Raw genomic sequence first — 2,843 nt, 5'->3', positions numbered from 1 at the left:
GGCAGCAACACCAAGACCTTCACCGCCGTCGTCGTCCTCCAGCTCGTCGCCGAGGGAAAGATCGGCCTCGACTCTCCCGTCGAGACCTACCTGCCCGGCCTGCTGCGCGGCGACGGCATCGACGGACACGACATCACCGTCCGTCAACTGCTCCAGCACACCAGCGGCCTGCCCGAGTACATGGACGCCCCCGCCCTCTCGGACTTCACCACCGTGCAGTACCGCTACTTCGAGCCCCGCGACCTCCTCGACGGCGCGCTCGCCCAGAAGGCCCGCTTCCCCGCGGGAACCAGCTGGGAGTACAGCAACACCAACTACATCGTCGCCGGACTCCTCGCCCAGAAGGTCACCGGACGGCCGCTCGGCGAGGAGATCACCAAGCGCGTCATCAACCGCATCGGCCTGCGCCACACCTACTTCCCCACCCCCGGCGACACCACCGTCCACGAGGCCCACCCCCACGGCTACTTCCGCAGCACGCCGGACGCTCCCCCGGTCGACTACACCGACATGGACACCTCGATGGCCTGGGCGGCCGGGGCGGTCGTCACCACCAACACCGACCTCAACTCGTTCTTCGCCGCGCTCCTCGGCGGCCGGCTCCTGCCCCCGGCACAGCTCGCCGAGATGCGCACCACCGTCCCCGCCGAACTCCTGGGCCCAGGTGTCCGCTACGGTCTGGGCCTGCAGAGCAGGCCGCTCTCCTGCGGCGGCCTGGCCTGGGGCCACGGCGGCACCTCCCCCGGCTACCGCTCCCGCGGCGGCGTCACCGACGACGGCCGCGCCGCCACCATCACGGTCACCACCGTCCCCGGCGCGGACGGCGCGCAGCACATGGCGGACGCCCTGGACGCGGCCCTCTGCCGCTGACCCACCCCTCGGGCCGGCTCCCGCGCGCGGGGGCCGGGCACCGGACGGCCTCGCGGCTCGGGGAGACTCGGGGCAACCGGCCCGCTCCGCCCGGCTTCAGGCGCGGCGCCACCGCGGCCTCCCCCGTGTGCACCGTGCGCACGGCGGCCGAGAGCTCCTCGGGGGAGCAGTCCTTGGGCAGGAACCCGGACGCGGCGGCGCGCAGGCAGGGCGGCCACCACGTACTCGTTCATGTCGAAGGTGCTCAGCGCGAGAACCCGGCACTCGGGCAGTTCCCGGGTGAGCCGCTCGGTCGCCTGGACCCCGTCGAGCACTGGCATCCGGATGTCCATCACCACGACGTCGGGCCGGTGCCGGTGCGCGAGGTCGACCGCCCGCTGCCCGTCGTCGGCCTCGGCGACCACGTCGAACGCCGGGTCGGGGGACAGGATCAGGGCCAGGCCCCGCCGCACCAGCGGCTGGTCGTCCGCGATCAGTACCCTGATCCGCTCCAGCGTTTCCGTCTTCCGAGCCGCTCCTCACCGTCGACCGGCGCCACCGGCAGGCTGGCCACCACCCGGAAGCCACCACCGTCCACACCGCCTGCCACCAGGCTGCCGCCGTGCAGCGCGACGCGTTCGCGCATTCCGATCAGACCGTACCCGGTGCGGCCCGCCCTCGGTCCGGCCGCACCGCCCGCCCCCGCCAGGGCGCCCACCGGTGTGTCGGCCGACGCGGCGGTGCCGTTGTCGGACACCTCGACGGTGATCCGGTCGACCGGTGGAGCCCGCAGCGGCCGGGGCAGGGCTGGTATCCGCCGCGCTGGGCCGGGCACGTCCGCCTGACCTGTGACGCCGCCGCACGCGCCTTCCGATCCGGGAGCGTGGCGGGCCGGCTCGGCCTAACGGGCTCCCGGCGGGCGGTCGCCGTGCTGCCCGGTGGTGTCGATGGCGTCGCGCAGGGCGGGCAGGTCCGTGATGGCGGCCTGCTCGGCGAAACGGGCCAGAAGCCGGCACAGGACCCGCTCGTCCCGGTCGCGGACAGCTTCGGCGATGGCCACCGCCGGCGACGCCTGGGCATGGGGCTCGGGGGTGCGCACCTGCCGCACTACCTGCGGCCCTTCCACCGCTCGCCTCCCGCTCACTCGTCGTCCTGGCCGCCGGGCGCGGCGTCCTCCGTCCTGGCGCGGCTGCGGCGACCGGCCGCGCCCTGTCCGGGGCGGAGACTACCTCCCCGACCGACACCGCAAAATCTATGCCCGCCGGAGTAGACATTGCCGCGCACCGTGGTTAATGTTTCTCTCGTAGACGAGGTCGAGCGGTATCCGCCAGACACGAACTGGCGGGCAGCAGGAAAGAAGTTCGCAGGTCGGCACGGTTGCAGGGCCCTGAAGCCAGGGATGGTGCAGTAAGGCGACAGGACCGGTGGCCGGGCCGGGCGGCCCGCAGGATCAGGGGCCGCCGCCCAGCAGTACCGCATTTCGGTAAATGCATTACCAGCAGGTGAAGTTGAGTTGCACAGTACCGGCAGTCGCAGTACGCGGTATCCCAGTGAAGGCGCCCAGACTGCGGGCGCGCGTGCTGGGAGTCCGGCAGTGGGGTTCCAAGCCGAACGGTTGAGCAGGACGGGCGACGGGGCTGACTGCCGGAACCGGCGGACCACCAGGACCGCCACAGCAGCACCGGGTAGTTGGCACTACCACGCAGTTCGCAGTACCAGCAGTACCGCAGTTCCGAGCAGTTCGCAGTACCCGGCAGTTGGAAGTACCCGCAGTTCGCAGTAATCGGTCAGTACAGAAGATGAACGGAGGGGACAGAGCGCCATCAGGATCGCCCGGCCCGTGAGGCATCACCCGGGCGGATTCCGAAGACCCCAAGGCAAGGACGGTGGTTTCCGGTCACGCATACGCGATCCCCGCACGCTCCCTCCCCCGGGGGCGAGGCGGACATGAGGAAGTCGGCCACAGGCCGGCAGATGGTGTAAAACCCTTCGGG

The 2,843-nt window shown here is 71.9% G+C and carries 3 protein-coding genes and 1 pseudogene; 1 reads left to right on the top strand and 3 read right to left on the bottom strand.

Annotated elements, in window-relative coordinates; translation table 11 throughout:
• Positions 1 to 870, top strand: an 870-nt coding sequence (locus ACIQOV_RS35785; RefSeq protein ID WP_401054995.1) for a serine hydrolase domain-containing protein, incomplete at its 5' end; no start/stop codon positions are given.
• A gap of 25 nt (positions 871 to 895) precedes the next feature.
• Here the strand turns inward: ACIQOV_RS35785 and ACIQOV_RS35780 are convergent.
• The 3 genes and pseudogenes from ACIQOV_RS35780 to ACIQOV_RS35770 form a co-directional block, all read right to left on the bottom strand.
• Positions 896 to 1,364 (bottom strand): annotated as a pseudogene (locus ACIQOV_RS35780) (response regulator transcription factor); the annotation flags it as partial.
• Positions 1,343 to 1,684: an ATP-binding protein gene (locus tag ACIQOV_RS35775; RefSeq protein WP_401054994.1), complete on the bottom strand. Its 342-nt coding sequence runs from the start codon at positions 1,682 to 1,684 to the stop codon at positions 1,343 to 1,345. The pseudogene ACIQOV_RS35780 and the gene ACIQOV_RS35775, both read right to left, overlap by 22 nt.
• A 66-nt stretch (positions 1,685 to 1,750) precedes the next feature.
• On the bottom strand, positions 1,751 to 1,948 hold the full coding sequence (locus ACIQOV_RS35770) for a hypothetical protein (protein WP_401054993.1): 198 nt from the start codon (positions 1,946 to 1,948) through the stop codon (positions 1,751 to 1,753).
• Positions 1,949 to 2,843 lie beyond the last annotated feature (895 nt).

The sequence above is a fragment of the Kitasatospora sp. NPDC091257 genome, assembly GCF_044757675.1.
Lineage (GTDB): Bacteria > Actinomycetota > Actinomycetes > Streptomycetales > Streptomycetaceae > Kitasatospora > Kitasatospora lactacystinica.
Note: the sequence above shows the minus strand (reverse complement) of the source record. Positions and strands in the feature narration are given on the sequence as shown.